The sequence below is a fragment of the Anaerotruncus massiliensis (ex Togo et al. 2026) genome, from assembly GCF_900199635.1.
In the GTDB taxonomy this organism is placed as follows: Bacteria; Bacillota; Clostridia; order Oscillospirales; family Ruminococcaceae; genus Anaerotruncus; species Anaerotruncus massiliensis.
The window spans coordinates 570,304-592,358 of the sequence record NZ_LT962687.1; the positions used below are offsets into that span (position 1 = coordinate 570,304).

At 65.9% G+C, this 22,055-nt stretch carries 24 protein-coding genes and 1 pseudogene; 23 read left to right on the forward strand and 2 right to left on the reverse strand.

Annotated features, from left to right (window positions below; genetic code table 11):
* Nucleotides 1-422 precede the first annotated feature (422 nt).
* From C1A13_RS14820 to C1A13_RS03360, 11 genes and pseudogenes are all read left to right on the forward strand, one after another.
* Complete coding sequence (locus C1A13_RS14820; RefSeq protein ID WP_172439146.1) at nucleotides 423-734, forward strand: plasmid mobilization protein; 312 nt, start codon at nucleotides 423-425, stop codon at nucleotides 732-734.
* Nucleotides 734-1,753: a relaxase/mobilization nuclease domain-containing protein gene (locus tag C1A13_RS03325; RefSeq protein ID WP_172439147.1), complete on the forward strand. Its 1,020-nt coding sequence runs from the start codon at nucleotides 734-736 to the stop codon at nucleotides 1,751-1,753. Before C1A13_RS14820 ends, C1A13_RS03325 begins: the two co-directional genes overlap by 1 nt.
* 60 nt (nucleotides 1,754-1,813) lie before the next feature.
* Entirely contained in the window at nucleotides 1,814-2,089 is a 276-nt protein-coding gene (locus tag C1A13_RS03330) for a hypothetical protein (RefSeq protein ID WP_101549082.1), read from the forward strand.
* 165 nt (nucleotides 2,090-2,254) lie between these two features.
* The gene (locus tag C1A13_RS03335) at nucleotides 2,255-3,271 is read left to right on the forward strand and encodes a virulence RhuM family protein (protein WP_101549085.1); all 1,017 of its coding nucleotides are present in this window, start codon (nucleotides 2,255-2,257) and stop codon (nucleotides 3,269-3,271) included.
* Nucleotides 3,268-4,380, forward strand: a pseudogene (locus C1A13_RS15300) (recombinase family protein); the annotation flags it as partial. The gene C1A13_RS03335 and the pseudogene C1A13_RS15300, both read left to right, overlap by 4 nt.
* A 534-nt stretch (nucleotides 4,381-4,914) precedes the next feature.
* Nucleotides 4,915-5,424, forward strand: a complete 510-nt coding sequence (locus tag C1A13_RS15305; protein WP_417007788.1) for a stage V sporulation T C-terminal domain-containing protein — start codon at nucleotides 4,915-4,917, stop codon at nucleotides 5,422-5,424.
* Between the two features lie 2 nt (nucleotides 5,425-5,426).
* Nucleotides 5,427-5,609 carry a hypothetical protein gene (locus tag C1A13_RS03345; RefSeq protein WP_101549089.1) on the forward strand — a complete coding sequence of 61 codons (183 nt, stop codon included), beginning with the start codon at nucleotides 5,427-5,429 and terminating at the stop codon, nucleotides 5,607-5,609.
* Nucleotides 5,610-5,712: 103 nt separating this feature from the next.
* Nucleotides 5,713-5,871 carry a hypothetical protein gene (locus tag C1A13_RS14825; RefSeq protein ID WP_172439148.1) on the forward strand — a complete coding sequence of 53 codons (159 nt, stop codon included), beginning with the start codon at nucleotides 5,713-5,715 and terminating at the stop codon, nucleotides 5,869-5,871.
* A gap of 23 nt (nucleotides 5,872-5,894) precedes the next feature.
* Nucleotides 5,895-5,981, forward strand: a complete 87-nt coding sequence (gene spoVM, locus C1A13_RS15245; protein ID WP_101549091.1) for a stage V sporulation protein SpoVM — start codon at nucleotides 5,895-5,897, stop codon at nucleotides 5,979-5,981.
* Nucleotides 5,982-6,151: 170 nt separating this feature from the next.
* Nucleotides 6,152-6,589, forward strand: coding sequence for a LytTR family DNA-binding domain-containing protein (locus C1A13_RS03355; protein WP_101549093.1), 438 nt, complete (start codon nucleotides 6,152-6,154; stop codon nucleotides 6,587-6,589).
* Between the two features lie 12 nt (nucleotides 6,590-6,601).
* Nucleotides 6,602-7,039 (forward strand): DUF3021 family protein, encoded by a 438-nt coding sequence (locus C1A13_RS03360; protein WP_101549095.1) that lies wholly within the window; start codon nucleotides 6,602-6,604, stop codon nucleotides 7,037-7,039.
* A gap of 57 nt (nucleotides 7,040-7,096) precedes the next feature.
* Here the strand turns inward: C1A13_RS03360 and C1A13_RS03365 are convergent, their stop codons facing one another.
* Complete coding sequence (locus tag C1A13_RS03365) at nucleotides 7,097-7,777, reverse strand: hypothetical protein (RefSeq protein ID WP_146021676.1); 681 nt, start codon at nucleotides 7,775-7,777, stop codon at nucleotides 7,097-7,099.
* A gap of 252 nt (nucleotides 7,778-8,029) precedes the next feature.
* Here C1A13_RS03365 and C1A13_RS03370 point away from each other — a divergent pair, with 252 nt between their 5' ends.
* Together C1A13_RS03370 and spoIVA are read left to right on the forward strand one after the other, a co-directional pair.
* On the forward strand, nucleotides 8,030-9,562 hold the full coding sequence (locus C1A13_RS03370; RefSeq protein ID WP_101549099.1) for a DUF3794 and LysM peptidoglycan-binding domain-containing protein: 1,533 nt from the start codon (nucleotides 8,030-8,032) through the stop codon (nucleotides 9,560-9,562).
* Between the two features lie 18 nt (nucleotides 9,563-9,580).
* On the forward strand, nucleotides 9,581-11,059 hold the full coding sequence (gene spoIVA, locus C1A13_RS03375; RefSeq protein WP_101549101.1) for a stage IV sporulation protein A: 1,479 nt from the start codon (nucleotides 9,581-9,583) through the stop codon (nucleotides 11,057-11,059).
* Between the two features lie 51 nt (nucleotides 11,060-11,110).
* Here the strand turns inward: spoIVA and C1A13_RS03380 are convergent, their stop codons facing one another.
* A complete protein-coding gene (locus C1A13_RS03380) occupies nucleotides 11,111-12,511 on the reverse strand; it encodes an MATE family efflux transporter (protein ID WP_242970807.1) in 1,401 nt (466 codons plus the stop codon).
* A 176-nt stretch (nucleotides 12,512-12,687) separates the two neighbouring features.
* On the opposite strand from C1A13_RS03380, the gene C1A13_RS03385 reads away from it, so the two are divergent.
* From C1A13_RS03385 to C1A13_RS03430, 10 genes are all read left to right on the forward strand, one after another.
* Nucleotides 12,688-13,029 carry a hypothetical protein gene (locus C1A13_RS03385; RefSeq protein ID WP_101549106.1) on the forward strand — a complete coding sequence of 114 codons (342 nt, stop codon included), beginning with the start codon at nucleotides 12,688-12,690 and terminating at the stop codon, nucleotides 13,027-13,029.
* Nucleotides 13,022-13,873: a hypothetical protein gene (locus tag C1A13_RS03390; protein WP_101549108.1), complete on the forward strand. Its 852-nt coding sequence runs from the start codon at nucleotides 13,022-13,024 to the stop codon at nucleotides 13,871-13,873. Before C1A13_RS03385 ends, C1A13_RS03390 begins: the two co-directional genes overlap by 8 nt.
* A gap of 139 nt (nucleotides 13,874-14,012) precedes the next feature.
* The gene (locus tag C1A13_RS03395; RefSeq protein ID WP_101549110.1) at nucleotides 14,013-14,669 is read left to right on the forward strand and encodes a sugar transferase; all 657 of its coding nucleotides are present in this window, start codon (nucleotides 14,013-14,015) and stop codon (nucleotides 14,667-14,669) included.
* A 12-nt stretch (nucleotides 14,670-14,681) separates the two neighbouring features.
* Entirely contained in the window at nucleotides 14,682-15,752 is a 1,071-nt protein-coding gene (gene rfbG / locus C1A13_RS03400; protein ID WP_101549112.1) for a CDP-glucose 4,6-dehydratase, read from the forward strand.
* The gene (locus tag C1A13_RS03405; RefSeq protein ID WP_101549115.1) at nucleotides 15,749-16,303 is read left to right on the forward strand and encodes a dTDP-4-dehydrorhamnose 3,5-epimerase family protein; all 555 of its coding nucleotides are present in this window, start codon (nucleotides 15,749-15,751) and stop codon (nucleotides 16,301-16,303) included. Before rfbG ends, C1A13_RS03405 begins: the two co-directional genes overlap by 4 nt.
* Complete coding sequence (locus C1A13_RS03410) at nucleotides 16,300-17,319, forward strand: glycosyltransferase family 8 protein (protein ID WP_172439149.1); 1,020 nt, start codon at nucleotides 16,300-16,302, stop codon at nucleotides 17,317-17,319. Before C1A13_RS03405 ends, C1A13_RS03410 begins: the two co-directional genes overlap by 4 nt.
* Entirely contained in the window at nucleotides 17,316-18,527 is a 1,212-nt protein-coding gene (locus C1A13_RS03415; protein WP_101549119.1) for a glycosyltransferase, read from the forward strand. The genes C1A13_RS03410 and C1A13_RS03415 overlap by 4 nt, the downstream gene beginning before the upstream one ends.
* Nucleotides 18,524-19,654: a glycosyltransferase gene (locus C1A13_RS03420; RefSeq protein ID WP_101549121.1), complete on the forward strand. Its 1,131-nt coding sequence runs from the start codon at nucleotides 18,524-18,526 to the stop codon at nucleotides 19,652-19,654. The genes C1A13_RS03415 and C1A13_RS03420 overlap by 4 nt, the downstream gene beginning before the upstream one ends.
* Nucleotides 19,651-20,805 carry an O-antigen ligase family protein gene (locus tag C1A13_RS03425; RefSeq protein ID WP_101549123.1) on the forward strand — a complete coding sequence of 385 codons (1,155 nt, stop codon included), beginning with the start codon at nucleotides 19,651-19,653 and terminating at the stop codon, nucleotides 20,803-20,805. The genes C1A13_RS03420 and C1A13_RS03425 overlap by 4 nt, the downstream gene beginning before the upstream one ends.
* A complete protein-coding gene (locus C1A13_RS03430) occupies nucleotides 20,802-21,959 on the forward strand; it encodes a polysaccharide pyruvyl transferase family protein (protein ID WP_101549125.1) in 1,158 nt (385 codons plus the stop codon). Before C1A13_RS03425 ends, C1A13_RS03430 begins: the two co-directional genes overlap by 4 nt.
* Nucleotides 21,960-22,055: the final 96 nt, after the last annotated feature.

Genomic DNA, 22,055 nt, shown 5'->3' on the forward strand with positions numbered 1-22,055 from the left:
TCGTCTATACGGTGTCGTTAAGAAATGAACGCAGAATGCGTTGGCCGCTGTAGTGCCCCGTGTGCGCCGAGTTCTGTTGCTGGGGAGTGACCGCCCCTATGCGAGAAAACGGTATATGCGGGGCTCCTGCACCCCATGGAGGCCTAATGGACTGCGTACCAAAGCAGAGAGGAGCGACACCATGGAAAAATAAGATAGGCCGCCGATGATCCCGTCACCCAAAAGTGTAAGAGTAGTAGGAAAGCCTGCAAGCAGGGCTTCCCTACTCTTTTCTTTTTCTGCCCTTTTCTTGATAGGCGCGATTGGGTGAAGGATGCGGAAACCCTCCCGTCAGGGAGGGGCAAGCAAAGCGTCCGGCTATACGCCGGCCGCTGGTGGCGGTGCGCTGCCCCACACCCCAAAAAACGCGGAAGGAGAGTTACATGAAGAAACAGAAAGACAAGACCTATGCGTTTCGGGTCAGTTCGGCTGAACTGAACAAAATAAAGGCACTGGCCAAGCGGGCCAATATGACTGTCACAGCCTATCTCACAACCTGCGCCTTGAATAAAAAGATCACCATTATTACGGGACTGGACGAATGGCTGGCGGAGATGAAAGCCCAAGGGCGAAACCTCAATCAGTTTGTCACGAGGATGCACATGGGGCAGTCAGATCCGGCGCTGGCCGAGCGGTTGATTCAAAAATATGGCGACCTCTGTGTGGAGCTGCGGCGTATTGGGGAGGCGGAATAATGGCTACCTTTACCCGAATTAAGAGCAAGAACCAGTCCTGCGGGCGGATGCTGGGTGCACTGGCTTATGTCCTGCAAGATAAAAAAGTGCGTTTTAAGGGAGCCAGGGTGACGAGCGGCGTGGGCTGCCTGCCAGTTACCAGCTACCTTGAAATGATGACCACAAAGCAGCGATTTAAGAAAATGGATGGCGTTTGTTTCTATCATTTTGTCCAGTCTTTCTCCGAGCGTGAGAACATCACACCCTGGCAGGCGAATGAGATTGCTCGCGAGCTGGCGGAAAAGCTGTTCCCAGGGTATGAGTGTGTGGTAGCGACCCATAGCGATACCGACAACCTCCATTCCCATATCGTCGTCAACTCTGTCAGCTTCAGAGACGGAAAGAAACTGCATCTGCCGCCTACCTCCATCCAAGAAATGCGGCAGGTGAACGACCAAATTTGCCAGGCTCACGGGTTCTCCGTGCTGGAACACTATAACGGAAAGAAGAAAAAGCGCCGGCTTGCACCGGGCGAGTTTCGCGCCGCCCAGCGGGGTGAGAGCTGGAAGTTTGCACTCATCAAGGCCATTGAGGAAGCTCTGCTGTACTCCCCCGACCGGGAGAGCTTCATTCAAAATATGGAGTATGAGGGCTATCAGGTGCAGTGGAGCGACACCCGGAAGTATATCACCTACACCTGCCCCAACGGGATGAAGTGCCGGGACAACAAGCTTCACGACGAAACCTACCTGAAAGAGAATCTGGAGAAACTGTTCGCCCACCGGCAGGCCACGGGCTTTGTTCCCCTCACGCCGGAGCCGCCCGAGGGCTGGCTGGGCGAGCTGGAGCGGGCCAGAGAGCTGGCAGGGGATGTGGTTTCCCTCGGCAGGAATCTGGAGCGCATTGGCGAAGTACCGCCGCTGCCCGTGCCGCGAACCTGGACGGACAGCAAGCAGCGGCGGCGGGAGGCTCTAAAAAAGCTGGCCCAGGGCCACAAGCTCCAGAGCGAGCAGGAGCAGAAATTGGGTCCGCAAATGTAACCCGGCATATAAGAGCCAAAATCTGGGGACACTCTTAGAAAACGGAGGAGGCGACGCCTATTGAAGATGTCCGTGGATGAGGAGAAGAAAATTGTGGAACTCTGGCTCACCGCTGCCGAGCAGAACGACACGGCACTGATGGAATCCCTGAAGCCGCTCTACGAGGCTTGGCGCGAGAGGCAGTACCGCCCAGTGGTATTCCGCTCCGGCAGACGCGATCTGCTGGACCTCACAGAGGGACTGCTGCTGCACAACCGTACCGCAGCCGCCCGCCGGGACTTGGAGCGGGAGTCACCGGGACCGGAACCGGCGATGGGAATAACCATGGGTATGTAAAACCCCCCGGATGCGCCGTGGCGCATCCGTTACATAGAAGCGGCATGGACGGCGCGCCCGTCTTTTTTCTTGCTTTTAGCCGGTACGCATGGTACAATATTATCTGATATAAATCAGCAAACTTAGAATGAAATTGATAGATTGCTTGCGTCGGGAGGAATGAGCATGGCGGATCAAAAGATGGACAGCGGAGAAATCCTGCTGTACGACAACGGCGGCGAAAAGGAATTTATAAGCGTCATTTTCAAGGATGAAAATTTTTGGCTGACGCAGAAGGCCATGGCGGAGCTGTTCGGCTGTACGCCGGACAACATCTCCCTGCACCTGAAAAATATCTTCGCGGAGGACGAGCTTGACAAGAATTCAGTTACCGAGAAATTCTCGGTAACTGCCGCCGACGGCAAAAACTATTTGACCCAGTGCTACAACCTGGACGCCATCATTGCCGTGGGCTACCGGGTGAACTCCAAAAAGGCCACCCGGTTCCGCCAGTGGGCCACCAGAACGCTGAAAGAATACATCCAAAAGGGCTTTGTCCTCAACGACGAGCTGATGAAAAACGGCCGCCCCTTCGGCAAGGACTACTTTGACGAGCTTCTGGAGCGCATCCGGGAGATCCGCGCCAGCGAGCGGCGGGCCTACCAGAAGATCGCCGATGTGTTCGAGCAGTGCAGCTATGACTACAACAAGAACAGCGAGACCACGAAGGCATTCTACGCCTTTGTGCAGAACAAGCTGCACTTTGCCGTCACGGGTATGACGGCGGCGGAGCTGATCGCGGACCGGGCCACGCTGGACAGCCCCACCATGGGCCTGACCACCTGGAAGGGCGCGCCGGATGGGAAAATCCTCAAGAGCGACACGCTGATCGCCAAAAACTATCTCAATGAAAAGGAACTCTCCCGCCTGAACCGCCTGGTCACCATGTTCATCGACTACGCCGAACTGATGGCGGAGGATCAGCAGCTTATGAGCATGGCGGACTGGCTGGCGGAAACCGACCGCTTTCTCACCAACAACCGCCGCAAGGTGCTGGAGGACAAGGGGCATATCTCCCACGACGACGCGGTGAAGAAGGTTGGCGGCATCTATGCGGAGTTCCGCAAAAAGCAGGATGCCGCGTACATCTCGGAGTTTGACCGGGAGACCGCCAAGTATTTGAAGGGCGGTGACCCGACGTGACGGAGACCTTCACGATCGCGGGCTACTGCCGGATCTCGGTGGACGAGGAGATGGACCGGGAGAACACCTCCATCGAGAATCAAAAGGCCATTATTCAGGATTTTGTGGCGAAAAAATTCCCCGGCAGCGGCCTGACCTTTTTCGAGGATCGGGACCGCTCCGGGTACACCTTCGAGCAGCGGGAGAGCTACCAGAAGATGCGCCCCCAGCTCATGGGCCACAAGTATGACATCCTGGTGGTCAAGGACTTCTCCCGATTTGCCCGGCGCAATAGCCGGGGGCTGGTGGAGCTGGAGGACCTGCGGGACGCGGGGGTGCGCATCATTTCCATCGGTGACTCCATCGACTACCCCACCTACGACGACTGGACGGCCATCCAGTTCCGCTTCCTCATCAACGAGATGCCGGTGACCGACGCCAGCAAAAAGGTCAAGTCGGTCATCCAGCGCCGCCAGAACGACGGCAAATGGATCTGTGCGGTGCCCTACGGCTACGTCATCACCAACAGCAAAACCATGCAGTTCGAGATCGACGAGCCCGCCGCCGTCGTGGTGCGGGACATTTACCGGCTCTACAATGAGGGCTGGGGCTACAAGAAAATCGCCAACCACCTTACCGACCTGCACATCCCCACCCCCCGCATGGCGGAGAAAGCCCGCAAGGAGGCCCAGGGGGAGGACTCGAAGCGCAAGGCCCGGCCGGAGTGGAGCATCGTCACCGTACAGGGCATCCTGGAAAACGACTTCTACATCGGCACCCTGCGCCAGGGCAAATACACCCGGAAGAAGATCAACGGCGCGGACCGGAAGAAGGACGAGAGCGACCACATCGTCTTTGAAAACCACCACGAACCCATCCTGGATTACCGCACCTTTGCCCTGGCCCAGGAGGGGCGCAAAAAACGCAGCACCTCCTGCTATCGGGGCATTAAAATCCACGACAACGTGTACTCCGGCTTTCTCTTTTGTGGGGACTGTGGACAGCCCATGTTCTCCATGAGCCGCCGGGATCTGCGGCCCGCCTACACCTGCTCCAGCTACCACAAGCGGGGCCTCAAGGGCTGCACCAGCCACCACACACGGGTGGACCTGCTGGACGACCTGCTCAAGCGCTACATCCGGCAGGTGAAAGAGAATTCGGCAGATATGCTGGACAAGCTCAACGCCTCCCTCAAGGCCGAGAGCGCTGAGGTGAAGAACAACGAGGAGACCTCCGTAATCCTGCAAAAGCAGCTGGACGACGCCTGGGAGGAGCTAAAGGCCACCAAGCGCCAGCGGGTGCGGGACGTGATGAAGCACCCGGAGAAAGAGGAACTGCTGGAACAGACCTATGACGAGCTGGAGGCCGAGCTGGAGGCCAAGATCAGCGGCCTCCAAAACCAGATTGAGCTGACCGCCGACAAGCGCAACACGATCATCCAGGTCAACCGCATCGCCCGTACGGCGCTGGACATTTTCGACGAGATCTTGGCCAAGGACAAGCTGGACAAGGTGGATTTGGAGCTGATCATCGAAAAAATCACCGTATACGAGGATCACATTGAAATCCAGCTCAAGGCTGACATCGACCAGCTTTTGCAGTGCGGAACCATTTTGGAGGAAACGGCCGCAAATTTTAAGCAGGGCACGGGACATATCTCACAAATCGCCCAGTCCAGCCAAAACCGGCCGGACAAGGTGTTCCGTGTCAGTGTTATCAGCAGCGGCGACCCCCTTGAAATATATACCGACAACGACGGCGAAGTGATCTTTAAGAAGTATTCCCCCATCGGCGAGCTTTCCGCCTTTGCCACCCAGTACGCGGAGGTGCTCAGCAAGATCGGCGGCTATCCGGTCGTCGTCTGCGACCGCGACCACGTCATCAGCGTGGCGGGCATCCCCAAAAAGGAGCTGCTCGAGCGCCGCGTGTCCCCCGCGCTCGAGGAGGTCATGGAGCAGCGCCGCAGCTTCGCGGTGACCGCCGACGGCAAAAAGATGCAGCCGGTGGAGGGCGTCGACCGCTACGCGCTGGTCGAGGCGCCGATCATCGCCGCGGGCGACGTGTGCGGCAGCCTGATGTTCATCGCGGGCGACAGCCCCGCGCCCGCCACCGACACCGAGATCAAGCTCATCCAGGTGGGAGCGGCCTTCCTCGGCCGCCAGATGGAGGAATAACGGTGGGCAAGAAGCACAAGGACGGCCCCGTGGAGGAGCTTTCCGGCCGGGACAAGGTGCGCGTGTCGCGCCTGGTGGAGCACATGATCGCCATCCCGCCCAGCCGCACCGACCCGAACGGCAGCTATACCGGGCGGCCGATGAATAAGTACGAGGTGCCGGTGCAGGACGCCGACGACCTGTGAAAAACCGCGCCGCGGCCCCCGGGCCGCGGCGCGTTCGTTTTTGTCACCAAAATTTCCGCCCGGCGTATACTGGGGTAAAGACAACAGGCGGAAGGTGAGCAGGATGAAAAAGAAGCAGTTTTTGGACTGCAACTGTTGGGCGCAGTGCTGCGCGGGTTTCGGCCTGGGCGTGGTGCTGGCGGTGTTCACCTCGCTCAAACTGGTGCTGATCCTGGCGGGCGTCATGCTCGTCGCGCTGGCAATCCGCATCCTGCTGCTGTGAAAACGAGAAAAGGTGGTTGCGCTATGAAGATCGTCGTCATCAAAAGCCCGAAATTCCTCTCCCCGATCCTGCGTTTTTTCTTCAAGATCAAGAAAGACCCCGTTACATAACCAGGTAAGCCATCCAAAACACAGCGAAGCCCGGCGGGATTCCCCGCCGGGCTTCGCCGCATCTTGGCGGCGGATTTCGGCAGCTTGGCGCGATTTCGTTGACCGGGGGGGATGCGGACGGGTATGATATAGGCAGAACCGATCGGCCACGATTTCAAAGGAGGGGACGCATGGATATCCGAATCAACGAGGACCCCGCGTGCGGCGAACCGGAGATCGTCATCCGCTGCCGGGAGATGGACGAGCGCGTCGTGCGGATGATCGCCGCGCTGCGCGCCGCCGAGCAGAAGCTGGCGGGCGTCCGGGACGGCAGGACGTTCGTCGTCGACCCGGCGGAGGTCTACTACGCCGAAAGCGTGGACAAACGCACCTTCCTCTACACCGCCGACGCGGTCTATGAATCGCCCCTGCGCCTCTACGAGATGGAGGAGCGGTTCGGGGCGGGGGATTTCTTCCGCGCGTCCAAATCCGCGGTGGTGAACCTCGCGCGGGTCAAGTCGCTGAGCCCGATGCTCGGCGGGAAGATCGAGGTGCTGCTCGAAAACAACGAACGCCTCATGGTATCGAGGCAATATGTCCCCGGGCTCAGGCAAAAGCTCGGGATTTAAGGAGGAACGGATATGGATTACCGTCTGCTGGGCAGGGCGATGAGTTATAAGACGCTGATGCTGATGTATTTTGCGAGCGGGGTATTCCTGCTGATGCTGTGGGACCTCGTGTGGGCGCGCGAAGGCGCCGCGTCCATGACGACGCTGTGGCAGGTCTTTCTGCTGGCGGTGCTGCTGTCGGGCGCGCATTTCTGCTGCTACGAGGAGGGAATCCTTCCGCGCGTCCCGGCGCGGGTGAAGCGCGTCCTGCACCTCGTCGTCACCTACCTCGTCGTGCTCGCGGAGCTTTTCCTCTTCGGCTGGGCGCCGCGCCCGACCTTCGGGATCGTGCTGGCTGCGACCGGGATTTTTCTCGCCGCCTACGCCGCGCTCTGGCTCGCCTTCTACGTCTATTACCGTGCGCAGAAGGAGCTGCTCAACGAGCGGCTGGAACGCTATAAAAACGCCTGAAAAGTAAAAAAGCGGCCGGGACGAACGTCCCGGCCGCTTTTTGATTTGTTTTTCTCATCAGCCGATCATGACCGCGCCGGCCGTGCCGTCGGCGCTGTGGATGATGATCGGGGGATTCGCCGCGGCATTCCCGCCGCCGGTCCCGGCGCCGTCGGTTTCGCCGCCCGCTTCGCCTCCGGCTTCGTCGCCCGCCTCCTGCTGGGACATCACCATCAGCGTGCCCTGGATCTCCTGGAGGACCTCGGCGTATTTCTGGTTGGCCTCGTCCACCTTCTCCTTGCGCGCCTCGGTGTCGTTCGGGTCGATCGCGGCGGCCTCGGCGTAGAGGTCGGCGGCCTCCTGCACGCGCGGCGCGGCGGCCGCGAGCGTCTCATGCAGCGGCGCGAGGATTTCGGGCGGGGTCAGCGCGCCCACCTCGGAGAAGGCGTCGCTCAGGCTGTCCATCAGCGCGACGGCCTCGCCCATATAGCCTTCCTCGTTCGGGTCAAGCTGCTGGAAGGCGATCGCCTTCTCCTGCACGCCCGTCATGATTTCGGTGATCCGCGCGCCGTATTCCTCTTCGGTCAACGGCTCGGCCGGTTCGGAGGACGCGGGCTCGGAGCTCTCCGGCTCGGGCTCGGAGGAGGAGACCTCGGAGGAGGACGCCTCGGCTGGAGCGCCGCCGCCGCAGGCGGCGAGCGAAAGGGTCAGCATCAGGGCCAGGGCGCAGGCGCCCAGAATTTTCAAAGTCCGGTTCATAGGCATTTCACGTTCCTTCCGAAAAAAATAACGCGGCGTGTTGTCGCGCCGGGATCTGTCGAATCGAAGCGGCGGGAGGGTCCGCCGCCGGTTTTGCCATGCCGATATTGTACCACACTGGCCGGAATAGTCAAGTCTCGGCAGGATTTGCCCATCCGCGCCGCAACGCGGCGGAAAGGCGGACGGGGAGAGCATATTCGGGGAGGGCTGGACATATATTGATGGTAGCAAACAGAAGGAGAGGGTAATACTATGGAGCTGAATCTGCAAAAACAGACGGTAAGCATCAACGAGACCATATACGACGGCGTCGTGGAACAGCCGCTCGAGTGTGACGTGCTGCTGCCCGACTACTGCCCCGATATCCAGAAAATCCTCCGCTGTGAGGTGGTCCCGTCCCTGCTCCTGACCGCAGTGAACGGCGACAAGCTCTCGGTGGACGGCATGGCGATGGCGCACCTCTACTACCTCGACGAGAACGGCTGTATCCGCCACGCGGAATATAAAATCCCCTACACCCGCGTGGTGGAGCTGCGGTGCGCCCCCCAGAACCCCTCGGTGTGCGTCACCCAGAGCGTCGACTATTTCAACTGCCGCGCGGTCAGCTCCCGCCGGCTCGATATGCGCGGCGCGGTCACGATGAACGTGCGGGTGACCGGCCAGACCGAGGAGGAGGTCCTCGTCGCCGCCGAGGGCGCGGGACTCCAGCTCTGCCCCGACACGGCGGAGAACGCCTGCGTGCTGCCGCGCGTCATGCGCCAGGCGAGCGTGCGCGAGGAGGTCGAGCTCGGCTATGGGAAGCCGGCCGTGGGCGCGGTCATCCGCGCGTCGGCCTCCGCCCAGGTCACCGATTACAAGGCGATCACCGGCAAGCTCGTCACCAAGGGGGAGATCACCGTCAAGGTGGTCTACCAGTGCGAGGAGGACGCCAAAAAGCTCGAGGTCATGGAGTACGCGCTGCCGCTGAGCCAGGTGATCGACCTGGACGGGGTGGACGAGGACTGTTCGTGCAGCGTGTGGTACGAGGTGTGCTCCCTCGACGTGACCCCCAAGGCCAACGCCGACGGGGAGAACCGCGCCTTCACGCTCGACGTGTCGCTCAACGCCTGCGCGTCGGCCTACCGGCGGATGCAGCTCGACGCGGTGTGCGACTGCTATTCCACCAGCTACGAGTGCAAGCCCACCGTCCGGCAGGTGCCGCTGCTGCGCCTGATCGACACGGTCGACGAGACCTGCATGTACAAGGAGACGCTCGACCTGCCGCCCGACGCGGGCAGCATCGTCGACGTGTGGTGCACGGCGGGCGCGCCCACTGTCCAGATCGAGGAGGACTGCGCCGTCGTGACGGGAAAGATGACGGTGTGCATGTTCGTCTGCGAGGCAAACGGGGAGATCGCCTATTACGACCAGGCGCGCGAATACAGCCACCGCATCGCCCTGCGCGGCTCCTATGAGACGCTCGTGTTCTCCCCGAACACCTCGGCGGGGACGGCGGCCTTCACGATGAGCGGGCATGAAAAGCTGGAGGTGCGCTGCCCGGTGCGCATCTGGGGGGAAGTGTGCAGCCTCTACCGCAGGACGGTGGTGTGCGACGTCACGGTCGACGAGACGCGCGCGAAAACCCGGCGGGACAATGTCCTCTACCTCTATTATGCCAGTGAACGGGAGCCGGTGTGGGAGATCGCCAAACGCTACAACACGTCGGTCGCGGCCATTCAGGCGGGCAACCAGCTTGAAGGGGACGTCCTGGAAGGGCGCCAGCTGCTGCTCATCCCGATGAAATAACGGAAAGGGGAGGAAACAATGGAGGCACAGAAGATCTACCAGGACATCGCCAAACGGTGCGGCGGTGACATATACATAGGCGTGGTGGGGCCGGTGCGAACCGGAAAATCCACCTTCATCAAACGGTTCATGGAGACGCTCGTCATCCCGAACATCGGCAGCGAGTTCGCGCGGGAGCGCGCCACCGACGAGCTGCCCCAGTCCGCCGCGGGGCGCACGATCATGACCACCGAGCCCAAATTCATCCCCGAGGAGGCCGTCAAGGTCACCCTCGCGGACAACGCCGCCTTCAACGTGCGGATGATCGACTGCGTGGGCTACATCGTCCCCAGCTCGCTCGGCTACATCGAAAACGAGCAGCCCCGCATGGTGGTGACCCCCTGGTTCGAGAAGGAGATCCCCTTCAACCTCGCCGCCGAGATCGGCACCCAGAAGGTCATCAACGAGCACAGCACGATCGGGCTCGTCGTCACCACCGACGGCAGCATCAGCGAGATCCCCCGCAGCGAGTACGAGGAGGCGGAGGTCCGCGTGATCACCGAGCTGCGGCAGATCAACAAGCCCTTCGTCGTGCTGCTCAACTGCACCGACCCGGCTTCCCCCGCCTCCCAGGCGCTGCGGGCCGAGCTGGAGGAGCGCTACGCGGTGCCCGTCGTGGCGGTCAACTGCCTGAACCTCGCCGAGGAGGACATCCGCGTCATCCTCTCCGACGTGCTCTTCCAGTTCCCGGTGCGGGAGGCCGCGATCACCCTGCCCGGCTGGGTCACCTCCCTCGCCCCCGACCACTGGCTGCGTGCCGAGCTGTACGGTGCCATCCGCGAGGCCGCCGACGGGGTGGAGCACATCGGCGCGCTCAAGGGGAAGATCATGACCCTTTCAGGCTGCGAATACGTCAGCCGGGTGCTGGTCGATTCGATCGACCTGGGCAGCGGCAGCGCCGAGGTCAGCGTGGACCTCCAGAGCGACCTCTTCTACCGCATCCTCGGCGAGGCGACCGGCCTCGACATCCCCGACGAGAGCGCGCTCATGCCCTGCATGATCGACCTGGCCGCCGTCAAGAAGGAATATGACAAGGTCAAATGCGCGCTCGACGAGGTGGCGGCCACCGGCTACGGCATCGTGATGCCTTCGCTGGAGGAGCTCTCCCTCGAGGAGCCGGAGATCGTCAAGCAGGGCGGCCGCTACGGCGTCCGCCTCCGGGCAAGCGCCCCCTCCATCCACATGATGGCGGCGAACATCACCACCGAGGTCAGCCCGATCGTCGGTTCGGAGAAGCAGTCGGAGGAGCTGGTGCACTACCTGCTGCATGAGTTCGAGGAGAGCCCCCAGAAGATCTGGGAATCGAACATCTTCGGCACGAGCCTGCACGAGCTGGTCAACCAGGGCCTGCACAACAAGCTCTACCGGATGCCGTCCGACGCCCGCATCAAGCTGCAGGAGACGGTCGAACGGATCATCAACGAGGGCTGCACCGGCCTCATCTGCATCATCCTGTAGAAAAAACGAGCCCGCCCGCGAAAAATCTTCGCGGGCGGGCGGTTTTGCGTTTCATTCGGTTTTTTTGCCGCGCTCCTCGGGCGGGAAGCCGGCCCTCGCGATGCGGCGGCGCAGCCAGCCCCCCTGGAGGTAGTAGGCGATGAAGAGCAGGGAGGTCAGCGTCCAGGTGATCGGGTAGCTGACGATGACCATGTCGATCGTGCGGTGCAGCGGCAGCGCGAAGAAGACCCACAGCACCCGCAGCACGCACACGCCGCCGCAGGTCATGATCATCGGGAGGACCGAGTCGCCGGTGCCGCGGATGGCGCCCGACAGGATGTCCACGCAGACGTAGGTGAAGTAGAAGGGCGTCAAAAAGAGCATCATGTGCCGCCCCGCCTCCGCCACCGCCCGGTCGGCGGTGAAGATCGCGAAGAGCTGGCGGCTGAAGAGGCAGAGCAGCACGCTCGAGAGGATGGCGGTGGCAAACGCCATCACGAGGCAGACCCGCACGCTCTTACGGATGCGGGAATATTTCTGCGCCCCGAAGTTCTGTCCCACGAAGGTGGTGATCGACACGTCGAAGGCGGAGAGGATCATCCAGAAGAAGCCGTCGATCTTGCCGTAGGCGGTCCAGGCGGCGATCGTGACGGTGCCGAACGCGTTGATGCAGGACTGGAGGATGACGTTGGAGATCGCGTACATGTCCGCCTGCAGGCCGGCGGGGATGCCGACGCGGAGGATGCCCTTCAGGGACGAGGCGGTGAAGCGCAGCTCCTTCCGGTTGAGGCGCAGCGGCCAGTCGGACCGCAGGAGGGTGACCAGGACCAGCAGCGCGCTGAAGATCTGCGAAAGGAGGGTGGCCAGCGCCACGCCGAACACGCCGAGACCCAGCCCCAGCACGAGCGCCAGGTCGAGCAGGATGTTGAGCAGGCAGGCGGCGATCAGGAAATAGAGGGGCCGCCGGGTGTCCCCGACCGCGCGCAGCACGGCGGAGCCGATGTTATAGAGAAAGGAGGCGACGATGCCGAGCAGGTAGACCCGCAGGTAGACGATCGAGTCGGCCATGGTCTCCGCGGGGGTGTCCATCGCCCGCAGTGCGGCGGGCGCGCACAGAAGCCCCACCAGCGTCATGGCCGCGCCCGCCGTGAGCGCGAGCATCACCGAGGTGTGCACCGTGCGGCCGACCTCCTCGTAATCCTGCGCGCCGTAGGCCTGCGCGACCACGACGGTCGCGCCCGACGAAAGCCCCACAAAGAGGTTCACCAGCAGGTTGATGAGCACGCTGGCGCTCCCGCCCACGGCGGCGAGCGCCTCCTTGCCGACGAACCGCCCCACGATGATCGCGTCGGCGGTGTTGTAGAGCTGCTGAAAAAGGGTGCCGAAGAGGATGGGAAAAAAGAAGATGAGCAGCTGCTTCCAGATCACGCCTTCCGTGATGCCGTTTGTGGAAACGGCCTTCTGCTGAACCACCGCCGATACGCCTCCTTTGTATGATTTTGACGGGTGCCGCGTGAGGGACATTATATCACAGAGAAGGGGCGATTACAATCCGTTTCCGCCGCATGAAGGACCGCGCGCCGGGAAGGCGTGCGGGATTTTGCAACTTTCCCCCTTTTCTGCGGTACGGGTGAAAGGAGGGATGGGTAGTGAAACTGCAAAACTACCACATCAGCATCGTGCGCGGCGACAGCGGAACCCTCACGGTGCGCTGCAAGGGCCCCGGCGGCGAGGCGCGCCCCTTTTCGGCGGGGGAATGCGTCCGCCTGGCCGTAAAGGCGGACGCGCGGCAGCGGGAGGCGCTGCTGCAAAAGGCCGAAACGGACTTTCCCGAGGGGGCGGCCGTATTTTCCTTCGCGCCGGAGGACACGCGGGCGCTCCCGTTCGGGAACTACCGTTACGACGTGCGCCTGACCGACCGGGAGGGCAACGTCTTCACGATCGTGCCCGCCGGCGATTTCACCGTATTGGAGGCGATCGCCGATGCCTGAGCTGACCGGGATTCTGGAGGCGCCCGCGCCGCTGACGGGCTGCGCTTCGGCGGCCGGACCGCGCGGTCCGCGCGGCCCGCAGGGCGAGCCGGGGCGGGACGGTGCGGACGGGTACACGCCCGTGCGCGGCGTTGATTACTTCACGCCGGAGGAGATCGCGCAAATTCGGGAGGAGGCCGCCGAAGAGGCGCTCCGGCAGGCGGAGGAGCGGTTCGCGGAAGCGCTGACGGAGGAGAAGACGGGAACGCTGCTTACGCTGCAAAAGCTGCGCCCGGGCGGCGCCGTGACGGTGACGGGCGTCCCGGCGGGCGCGCAAATCGAGATGCGCGGCAAAAACCTGCTCGATCTAAAGGCCTTCGCGGGCAATGTCTTCACGGTGGAGGGGGACACGCTGCGCGCCGTCAAGCCGGAGAGCGGGGACGCGGGCTCGCCGCGCGTGCCCTGCCGCATCCCGGCGGGGACCCCCTTCGTCCTCTCCTGCCGGAGCCTCTCGGACACGAATGGGCTGGTGCTGATTTCCAACAACAGCGCGGGCTATTACCACGTGACCGGCACCGAGGTGAAGTGCACCGCCGGGGAGGAGATCGTTGACCTCAAATTCGCGGTGAAGCTGGCGGTGGCCGCCGGCGCGTCCGTCGCGATCGAGGCCCCGCAGATCGAGATCGGAAAGGCCGCGACCGGATACGAGCCCTACCGGCTCGAGACGGCGGAGGCCACGGGGGAGGCGCAGAGGCTTGTGCCGCCGGGCGCGGCCGTCAACCTGAGCAGGGGGGACGGCGGGACGCTGACCGCCTCCTGCCGGAGAGACCTGAACGCGGTGATCGCCGCGCTGGAAAAAGGCTGAGAAACCCCGTCGGGAGGAGGTCTCCTCCCGGCGGGGTTTTTGCGTTCTCTCCTTGACAGATCGGGCGGACCCATATTATCATAGTGGTACTATATGACGATTTTTGTCGAAAACAGGCTCGGAAAGGAGGGCGCCGGGGATGGACGGGGCGTTTTACGATGCGCTTGCGCTCCTCGCGCGGTGGGAGCGCACGGCCTATCTCGCCGGGAAACGGTTTGTCGACCTGGCGGTCTCCGCCGCGGGACTCCTGCTGCTCGCGCCCCTCTTCCTGCTGATCGCCGCCGCCGTGCGCCTGGATTCCCCCGGCCCCGCGTTTTTCCTGCACGAGCGGGTCGGGATGGGCGGAAAGCCGCTGCGCGTGTGGAAGTTCCGCACGATGGCGCGGAACGCGTGGGAATTGGCGGAGCGGTTCACGCCCGCCCAGCGGCGGGAGTTCGAGCGGCGCTTCAAGCTCGCGGACGACCCGCGCGTCACCCGGGTGGGCGCCTTTCTGCGGCGGACGAGCCTGGACGAGCTGCCCCAGCTCATCAACGTGCTGCGCGGGGAGATGAGCCTCGTGGGGCCGCGCCCCGTCGTGGCGGAAGAGCTCGAGCGGTACGGCGCGCGCGGGGCGCTCCTCCTCGGGGTGCGCCCGGGGATCACCGGCTACTGGCAGGTGAACGACCGCGGCGGACTGAGCTATGAGGCGCGCATGGAGATGGAACTGTTCTACGCCGGGCACTGCGGCCCGGCGCTCGACTGGAAAATCCTGCGGCAAACGGCGGGAGCGGTGCTCCGCCGCGCGTGCGCGGTCTAGGGAGGGAAGGGCATGAAGCTGGATTTTTACCGGGGCAGGCGGGTGCTCGTGACGGGGCACACCGGATTTAAGGGCGCGTGGCTCTGCGGACTGCTCGGGCTTTTGGGGGCGGAAACGGCGGGCTACGCGCTGCCGCCGGTCGAGCCCTCCCTCTATACGGTGCTCGGGCTGGAGAGGGAGCTGCGTTCGGTCATGGGGGACATCCGGGACCCGGACCCTCTCGAAAGGCTCTTCGACGCGTTTCGGCCCGAGGTGGTCTTCCACCTCGCGGCCCAGCCGATCGTGCGGGAGGGCTACCGCGACCCCACCGGCACCTTTGACGTCAACCTGATGGGCACGGTGCGCCTGCTGGACTGCGTCCGGCGGCATCCGGGCGTGCGCTCGGTCCTCGTCGTCACGACCGACAAGGTCTATCGGAACGGCGGCACCGGCCGCCCCTTCCGGGAGGAGGACCCGCTCGGCGGGGCGGACCCCTACGCGGGCAGCAAGTCGTGCGCCGAGCTGGCGGTGCGGAGCTATGCGGAATCCTTCTTTGCTTCCGGCCCGGCCGTCTCGGCCGCGCGGGCGGGCAATGTGATCGGCGGCGGGGACTTTGCGCCCGGGCGCATTCTGCCCGACTGCGTGCGCGCCGTGCTGTCGGGGGAACCCGTGCGGCTGCGGCATCCCGGCTCGGTGCGGCCCTACCAGCATGTGCTCGAGGCGCTCTGCGCCTACCTGCTGATCGCCGCGGCGCAGGAGGGGGACCCCGCGCTCGCGGGCTGCTACAACGTCGGTCCCGGCGCGGAGGGCCGGGTTACGACGGGGGAGTTGGCGGATCTCTTCTGCGGGGCGTGGGGAGAAGGCGCCTCGTGGATTTCCGCCCCGGACGGCGGCCCGCCCGAGGCGGACACGCTCCTGCTCGACTGCGGAAAGCTGGAGGCTCGGCTCGGCTGGCGGCCGCTGTGGGGAATCGAGACCGCCGTCGAAAAGACGGTGGAATGGACGAAATGCCATGCGGCGGGGGAGGGCGCGGCGGACTGCGCCCGCCGCCAGATGGCGGAATATCTGCGCCTCTTTGACGGCGGGGACGGAGGGAAAGCATGATCCGGCCGTTTTCCTTTGCGCCCGCCGGGCTGGCGGGCGCTTACCGCATCCGGCCGCAGCGGTTCTCCGACGGGCGCGGGTGCCTCTGCAAGGACTATTCCCGCGAAATCTTCCGGGAGGCGGGCATCGACTTTTGTCCGGCGGAGACCTTTTGGACCGAGTCGGCCGGGGGCGTGCTGCGCGGGCTGCACTTCCAGCGGGGGCAGGATAAGCTGGTCCGCTGCGTCTCGGGGCGGGTCTACGACGTGCTCGCCGACCTGCGGCCCGGCTCCGCCACCTTTGGGCGGTGGCGGGCGTTCGAGCTCTCAGGGGAATCGGGCGAGTGCCTCTATCTCCCCGACGGGGTGGCGCACGGCTATCTCGCGCTCGAGCGGTCAATGGTCGCCTATTCCTGCGGCGCGGGCTACGACCCCGCGCGGGAGGGAGGCGTGCGCTGGGACGATCCGAGCCTCGCGGTCGAATGGCCGCTCGAGGGGGACGCCCGCCCCATCCTCTCGGAGCGGGACCGGGCGCTGCCCGGCCTGCGGGAGCTCTGCGGGGGAGCGCCGTGAACGTCGTCTACGCGAGCAGCGGCGGCTACGCCGAAATCGCCGGAATTTCGATGCGCTCCCTCTTCGAGAGCAACCGGGATGTGGAGGAGCTTGCCGTCTGGATGGTCGACTGCGGGATCGGCGGGGAAAATCGGCAAAAGCTGCTGAGCGTCGCGGCGGAGTACGGCCGGGCGCTCTTTTTCGTGCGCGGCGTCGACCCCGCCGAACGGGCGGGGATCTCCGTCGCTGCGGGCCGCTGGCACCCCGCGACCTTCCAGCGCCTCTTCCTCGGTTCCCTGCTGCCCCCGGAGGCGGAGCGGGTCCTCTACCTCGACTGCGACACCCTCGTGCGCCGTCCGCTCGCCCCGCTCTGGGAGCGGCCGTTCGGCCCCTCCAGCGCGCTCGGCGTGGACGACTGCCGCAGCGGGCGGTATGCCGCCGAGCTGGGGCTGCCCCCCGACGCGCCCTACGTGGGCAGCGGCGTGCTGCTCCTCAACCTGGCGCGCTGGCGGCGGGAGGGGACGGAGGAACGGTTCCTTGCATTTTTGCGGGCGCGCGGCGGCGACGTGACCTACGTCGACCAGGGGGTGCTCAACGGCACGCTCGGCGCGCTGGGGCAGACGGGCGCGCTCCCGCCCCGGTTCGGCGCGCCCACCGTCCTCTTCGATTTTCCCTACCGCGACCTGCTCCGCCTGCGAAGGCCCGCCCACCCGCCCACCGAGGCGGAGTGGCGCGCGGCGGTGGAGGACCCGGCGGTCGTGCACTTCACCGCCTGCTTCTATTCGGGGAGCCGCCCGTGGAACGAGGACTGCCCGCACCCCTTCGCGGCGGAGTATCTCGCGCACAAGGCCGCCTCCCCCTGGCGGGAGGAGCCGCCGCGCCCGGATGGGCGCGGGCCGGCCGGCCGCCTGACGACCGCCGCCGCGCATCTGCTCCCCCGAGGGCTGATGCTGGCGGTGATGTCGTTCTTGCACGCGCGCGCCTATCCGTGGGCGCGCGGGGTGAAAAGCCGGATGCGAAGGAGGCGGCGCGGATGAAGATCCTGCTGGTCAACCGCTACCACTATCCCGTGGGCGGCACCGAAACCTACCTCTTCGCGCTCGACCGGATGCTGCGGGAGGCGGGGCATCAGGTCCGTCACTTTTCGGCGGCGGACCCGCGAAACCTGCCCTGCGGCGAGGCGGAATTCTTCGCGCGGCCGCTCGACCCCCAAAAGCGCCCGTTCGACGCGGCGCGGATGCTCTGGAACGGGGAGGCAGCCCGAAAGCTCGACGCCCTGCTCGCGCGGGAGCGCCCGGACGTCGCGCACCTGAATCTCGTGCACCACAGCCTGACCCTGTCGATCCTCGGGCCGCTCGCACGGCGGAAGATCCCCGTCGTCTGGACGGTGCACGACCTGCTGCCCCTCTGTCCCAACCACCTGATGCTGCGGGCGGGGAAGCCCTGCGAGGACTGCCTGCGAGGGGGATACCGCGCCTGTCTCCTGCACCGGTGCGTCGGCGGCTCTGTCTCAAAAAGCCTCGCGGGGAGTTTTGAGACATGGGCCGCCCGCCGCCTGCGCCTCTACGACAAGGTCGGCTGCTTCATCGCGCCGTCCGAATGCTACCGGGCGCTTTTGGAGCGCGCGGGATTTTCCCGCGCGCCCGTCCTGCACCTGCCGAACCCCCTGCCGCCCGGCACGGCGTTCGGCTACACGCCGCCCGAGGGGGACTATATCCTCTACTGCGGGCGGCTTTCGGAGGAGAAGGGCCTTTTCCCGCTGCTCGAGGCGGCAAAACGGCTCGGCGCGCCGCTCGTCGTCGCGGGGGAAGGCCCCTTGAAAAGCGCGCTGGAGGCGGCGGCCGCGCGGGGAGGCTCCCGCGTGACCTTCCGCGGCCGGGTGGAGGGGGAGGCCCTGCGGAAGCTCTACCGGGGCGCGAAGTGCGTGGCCGTCCCCTCCCTCTGGCGGGAGGCGAGCGGGTACGCGGCCTGCGAGGCGATGGCGGCGGGCCGGGTCGTGGCCGCGTCGCGCGCCGGCGGGCTGGCCGAGCACGTCGCGGACGGGGAGACGGGCTTTCTCTTTCCGCCGGGCGACGCGGACGCGCTCACAAAGGCGCTCTCCCGCGCGCTCGCCCTTCCGCCCGCGGAATATGAACGGATGGGCCGCGCCGCCGTGAAACGTGCGCGGGAAATGTTTTCCGCCGGGGCGGTCCGCGGGCGGCTGCTCGCAATCTATCAAACGCTCTGCGAGGGGGAAACGCCGTGAACATTTTGCATATCGCGCCCTCCGTCCGCATCGGCGGGGTGGGGTCGCTGCTCGCCGGGCTGCTGCCCCGGCTCGACCGGGAGCGGTTTCGCTGCGAGGTGCTCGCGGAGGCGGACCCGGCGGGGCCGGGCGCGAACCGGCGTGCCCTCGAGGCGGCGGGGATTCCCGTCCGCCCCATCCCGCCGCGCGTGGGAGGCCTGCGGGAAAACCTGCGCGCCGTGGACGCGGCGCTCTTGGCGGGAAGCTACGACGCCGTCCACCTGCACCTCGAGGAGTGGTCCGCCCTCTACGCGTTTTTGGCGCGGCGGCGCGGGGTGCCGGCGCGCATCGTGCACGCCCACCTCGCGGGCGTCCGCCTGCCGTTCCGGTTTACCGCGCGGCGGCTTGCCCGCCCGGCGGCGCTGGCGCTTCTGCGCGGCTTCATGCGCCGCGAGGCCACCCACCGCGCCGCCTGCTCCGACGACGCGGGGCGCTGGCTCTTCGGGGACGCGCCGTTCACCATGCTTCCCAACGCGGTCGACACCGCGCGGTTCGGTTTTTCCGCCGACGCCCGGCGGCGGACGCGCGCGGCGCTGGGGCTCGGGGAGGCGTTCACTGTCGGCTGCGCCGCGCGCTTCGACCAGCAGAAGAACCTGCCCTTCCTGCTCGCGCTCTTCGCGGAGCTGCGGCGGCGCGAACCGGACGCCCTGCTGCTGCTCGCGGGCGACGGGGAGGAGGGGCCCGCCCTGCGCGCCGAGGCCGGGCGGCTGGGGATCGCGGAGGCGGTGCGCTTTTTGGGCGCGCGGGAGGACGTGCCCGCGCTCCTTCAGGCGATGGACGCGTTCGCGCTGCCCACCCGGTACGAGGGCTTCGGCATCGCCCTGCTCGAGGCGCAGGCGGCGGGCCTGCCCTGCTTCGCCCCCGATGGCGCGGTGCCGCGCGAAGCGGCCGTCACCGGGCTTTTGCGGCTCCTGCCGCCCGGGCTTTCCGCCGCCGGATGGGCGGGGGAAATTCTCGCCGCGAAGGGGCTCCCGAGAAGATGCCGCGCGGAAGAGGTCGAAGCCGCGGGCTGCGGCGCCGAAACGGCGGCGCGGCGGCTGGAAGCCCTCTATGAACGCTGCCGCGCGGAGAGGGGGCGGGGCCTTTGAGACTGCTTCAAAGCCGCGCCTACCTCTTCGTGACCTTCCTGCTCCTCTATAAGCCCGTCTGCGTCTCCGACCTGCCGGCGCTGGCGGCGCTCGACCGGGCATGGGACGCGGCGCGCTACCTCGCGGTGGGGGCGGGGCTGCTCGTCTGGCTCATTTTCTACCGCAGCCTCTCCAAGTGGATGCTCGCCCTCGCCGCTTTCTGCGGCGCGCGCCTGCTGACCACCTGGTCCCGCCTCGGCAGCTTCGGTTCCACCCTGCCGATGATCGTCGTCAGCACCCTTTCGGCCGCCGCCATCACGGAAATGGCGGTCCGCACCGGCCGCCGGGCGTTCCTCGACGGCGCGTCCCTCGCGCTCGGGCTGCTCACGGCGGCGCACTTCGCGACGGTGCTCGCCTTTCCGGGCGGCATGTACGCGACGGCGGCCTACCGCGAAAACTATCTGCTCGGCTACGACAACGCCGCGCTCACCACCCTGCTGCCCGCCGTCTGCCTCGCCGCCCTGCGGGACTGCGAGCGGGGGCGGCGGCTGTCCGTCCGGACGGCGGCGGTCTGCGCCTGCGCGGCCGGGGCGGCCTGCCGGTCGTGGACGGTGACCTCCGCCGCCGTGACGCTGCTCTTCCTGCTGGCCGTGCTCCTCTCCGCCGCCGGGTGGAGGCCCCGCGTTGTAAACGCGGGGACGGCGCTCGCCGGGAACGCGCTGGTCTTCGCGGGGCTCGTCTGCTTTGGGGTGCAGGAGCGGTTTTCCCGCTTCCTCGAGCGGGCCCTCCACAAGGACGCGACCCTCTCGGGGCGCGCGTGGATTTGGGAGCGCGCGGGGGATGCCTTCGCGCGTTCCCCGCTGACCGGCGTGGGCCTGCCCGAGCCGGCGGAGGCCCGCGCCCTCATCGGCGCCACCCACGCGCACAACTTCTACCTCGACCTTGCGTTCACCGGCGGGCTTGTCTGCGTGGCGGCGTTTTTCCTGCTGCTTTTCCTCTGCGCGCGGCGGCTGTGGCGCTTCCGGAAAACGCGCGCGGGCTTCCTGCTCACGGCGGCGTTCGGCTGCCTGCTGCTCGCCTTCCAGATGGAGCCCTACCGGTTTCACAACTTCCTGCTCTTTACCCTCTGCTTCTTTGCGGGGGAATTTTCCACGGGGGAGGCGGCGCCATGAAGCCGCTCGCGGTCGCCTCCTGCTGGCAGGTCCCAAACTACGGGAGCGTCCTGCAGGCGTACGCCACGCAGGCGGCGCTGGACAGTCTCGGCGTGCCGAACGAGACGCTCTGGTACGAACCGGAACGGAGCCTGCCCGAAAGGCTCCGCCGCCTCCGGCTCGATCCGGCCCGCGTCGGGCGCAGGCTCGCCCGCGCGGCGGATTCGGCGCGCGAAGCGCGCCTCGGCCACGGGGCGGCCGCGGGCCGCGCGGCGCGCGCGGAGGCGCTCGGGAAATTCGCGCGGGAATATCTGCGCCTCTCCCCCCGCCTTTGCGGCAGGGCGGCGCTCGAGGGGGCCGTGCCCGGCTACGGAGCGTTCCTCTCGGGCAGCGACCAGCTCTGGCACCCCGCCAACTACCCGGACGGCTTTTATACGCTCGATTTCGTCCCGGAGGAGGTCCCGAAGCTCGCCTGGGCGGCGAGCTTCGGGGTGGGCCGCCTCTCTGTCCGCCAGCGGCGGACAGCCGCCCGGTTCCTCCGCCGGTTCGACTGGATTTCCGCGCGGGAGGAGTCGGGCCGCGCGCTGATCGGAGAGCTGTCCGGGCGGGAGATCCCGCTCGCCGCCGACCCGGTCCTGCTCCTGCCGCCCGGGGAATGGCGCGCGCTCGAAAAACCCGCGCTGCTCCCCGTGGGCGGCTATCTGCTCTGTTATTTTCTCGGCCGAAACCCCGCCCACCGGGAGTTTGCCGCCCGTCTGCGGGAGGCGTCCGGCCTGCCCGTCGCGGCGCTTCCCCACCTCGACGGGGCCGTCTCAGCCGACCGCGGTTACGCGGACATCCCGCTTTACGGGCTTTCGCCCGGGGAGTTTCTGTCCCTCGTCGACGGCGCGGCCTGCGTGCTCACCGACTCCTACCACTGCACGGCGTTTTCCGCCCTCCTCGGCACGCGCTTTTACCTGTTTGACCGCTTTTTGTCCGGCGCGCGCGGCTCCACCAACACCCGGCTGGACACGCTGCTTCCCCTGCTCGGTCTGGAGGACCGGCGGATTTCGTCCGGCGCTTTTGCCGCCGGGCCGCCCGGGCCGCTGCCGGCCGGGACCCCGGCGCGGCTGGAAGCCCTGCGGGAAAGGTCGCTGGAGCTGCTGCGCGGCGCGCTCGAAGGGGCGGGCATGTGAAAGAAGATTGACGAACGGGCGGGAATCGAATATGATGGGAACAGGACCTGTGGAAAAATAAACCGCGCGCTTCGGCGCAAACTAAGACGGAATAAC

What these genes read in the sequence shown, in the direction of transcription:
- C1A13_RS14825 (WP_172439148.1), top strand. Translation starts at nt 5,713, where the DNA reads ATGAAAAAGAAGCAGTTTTTGGACTGCAACTGTTGGGCGCAGTGCTGC.
- C1A13_RS03325 (WP_172439147.1), top strand. Translation starts at nt 734, where the DNA reads ATGGCTACCTTTACCCGAATTAAGAGCAAGAACCAGTCCTGCGGGCGG.
- C1A13_RS03335 (WP_101549085.1), top strand. Translation starts at nt 2,255, where the DNA reads ATGGCGGATCAAAAGATGGACAGCGGAGAAATCCTGCTGTACGACAAC.
- C1A13_RS03360 (WP_101549095.1), top strand. Translation starts at nt 6,602, where the DNA reads ATGGATTACCGTCTGCTGGGCAGGGCGATGAGTTATAAGACGCTGATG.
- C1A13_RS03430 (WP_101549125.1), top strand. Translation starts at nt 20,802, where the DNA reads ATGAAGCCGCTCGCGGTCGCCTCCTGCTGGCAGGTCCCAAACTACGGG.
- spoVM (WP_101549091.1), top strand. Translation starts at nt 5,895, where the DNA reads ATGAAGATCGTCGTCATCAAAAGCCCGAAATTCCTCTCCCCGATCCTG.
- C1A13_RS03370 (WP_101549099.1), top strand. Translation starts at nt 8,030, where the DNA reads ATGGAGCTGAATCTGCAAAAACAGACGGTAAGCATCAACGAGACCATA.
- C1A13_RS03405 (WP_101549115.1), top strand. Translation starts at nt 15,749, where the DNA reads ATGATCCGGCCGTTTTCCTTTGCGCCCGCCGGGCTGGCGGGCGCTTAC.
- C1A13_RS14820 (WP_172439146.1), top strand. Translation starts at nt 423, where the DNA reads ATGAAGAAACAGAAAGACAAGACCTATGCGTTTCGGGTCAGTTCGGCT.
- C1A13_RS03355 (WP_101549093.1), top strand. Translation starts at nt 6,152, where the DNA reads ATGGATATCCGAATCAACGAGGACCCCGCGTGCGGCGAACCGGAGATC.
- C1A13_RS03415 (WP_101549119.1), top strand. Translation starts at nt 17,316, where the DNA reads ATGAAGATCCTGCTGGTCAACCGCTACCACTATCCCGTGGGCGGCACC.
- C1A13_RS03365 (WP_146021676.1), bottom strand. Translation starts at nt 7,777, where the DNA reads ATGAACCGGACTTTGAAAATTCTGGGCGCCTGCGCCCTGGCCCTGATG.
- rfbG (WP_101549112.1), top strand. Translation starts at nt 14,682, where the DNA reads ATGAAGCTGGATTTTTACCGGGGCAGGCGGGTGCTCGTGACGGGGCAC.
- C1A13_RS03395 (WP_101549110.1), top strand. Translation starts at nt 14,013, where the DNA reads ATGGACGGGGCGTTTTACGATGCGCTTGCGCTCCTCGCGCGGTGGGAG.
- spoIVA (WP_101549101.1), top strand. Translation starts at nt 9,581, where the DNA reads ATGGAGGCACAGAAGATCTACCAGGACATCGCCAAACGGTGCGGCGGT.
- C1A13_RS03390 (WP_101549108.1), top strand. Translation starts at nt 13,022, where the DNA reads ATGCCTGAGCTGACCGGGATTCTGGAGGCGCCCGCGCCGCTGACGGGC.